The sequence below is a fragment of the Neobacillus bataviensis LMG 21833 genome (assembly GCF_000307875.1).
Lineage (GTDB): Bacteria > Bacillota > Bacilli > Bacillales > Cytobacillaceae > Neobacillus > Neobacillus bataviensis.
Genome location: NZ_AJLS01000169.1, coordinates 1 through 1,193, shown reverse-complemented (window position 1 = coordinate 1,193; position 1,193 = coordinate 1). Strand labels below are relative to the sequence as shown.

Below are 1,193 nucleotides of genomic sequence, written 5' to 3'. Positions count from 1 at the left end.
TAGTTGTCTGTGCAACCCCACATCCTTTTCCACTTAACATATATTTTGGGACCTTAGCTGTTGGTCTGGGCTGTTTCCCTTTCGACTACGGATCTTAGCACTCGCAGTCTGACTGCCGAACATGTGTATTAGCATTCGGAGTTTATCTGAGATTGGTAATCCTAGACGGACCCCTCACCCAAACAGTGCTCTACCTCCAATACACTTACATTTCGACGCTAGCCCTAAAGCTATTTCGGAGAGAACCAGCTATCTCCCAGTTCGTTTGGAATTTCTCCGCTATCCACAAGTCATCCAAACACTTTTCAACGTGTCCTGGTTCGGGCCTCCAGTGCGTCTTACCACACCTTCACCCTGCTCATGGATAGGTCACTAGGTTTCGGGTCTACATCATGATACTAAGTCGCCCTATTCAGACTCGGTTTCCCTACGGCTCCGTCTCTTCAACTTAACCTCGCATCATAACGTAACTCGCCGGTTCATTCTACAAAAGGCACGCTCTCACCCATTAACGGGCTCGAACTTCTTGTAGGCACACGGTTTCAGGTGCTATTTCACTCCCCTCTCGGGGTTCTTTTCACCTTTCCCTCACGGTACTGGTTCACTATCGGTCACTAAGGAGTATTTAGGGTTGGGAGATGGTCCTCCCGGATTCAAACTGGATTTCGCGTGTCCAGCCCTACTCAGGATACTGCTAGGTATAAGCGCTATTTCGTCTACGGGATTATTACCCTCTTTGATTAACCTTCCCAGGTTATTCGACTATAATGCTTAAGTCCACGTTGCAGTCCTACAACCCCAAGAAGCAAGCTTCTTGGTTTGCCCTTCTTCGCGTTCGCTCGCCGCTACTTACGAAATCGTTTTTACTTTCTCTTCCTGCAGGTACTTAGATGTTTCAGTTCTCTGCGTTACCTTTACATGAGCTATGTATTCACTCATGAATAACTGCTAGTAGCAGCTGGGTTTCCCCATTCGGAGACCTAGGGATCAATGCGTACTTACTGCTCCCCCTAGAATATCGTCGTTAGTCACGTCCTTCATCGGCTCTTAGTGCCAAGGCATCCACCGTGCGCCCTTATTAACTTTGCCATGATGATTTATAATCATCGTTTTTCAAGTATAAGTTTGTAAATTCTTTAAAATTCACAGCTTTTGGTTTATTTATCGTTATTAGATATTGTTATTTAGTTTTC

General features: G+C 45.7%; 1 rRNA gene. It reads right to left on the bottom strand.

Annotated features, from left to right (window positions below):
- A 23S ribosomal RNA gene (locus BABA_RS24425) occupies positions 1-1,089 on the bottom strand; the annotation flags it as partial.
- Between the last annotated feature and the right edge of the window lie 104 nt (positions 1,090-1,193).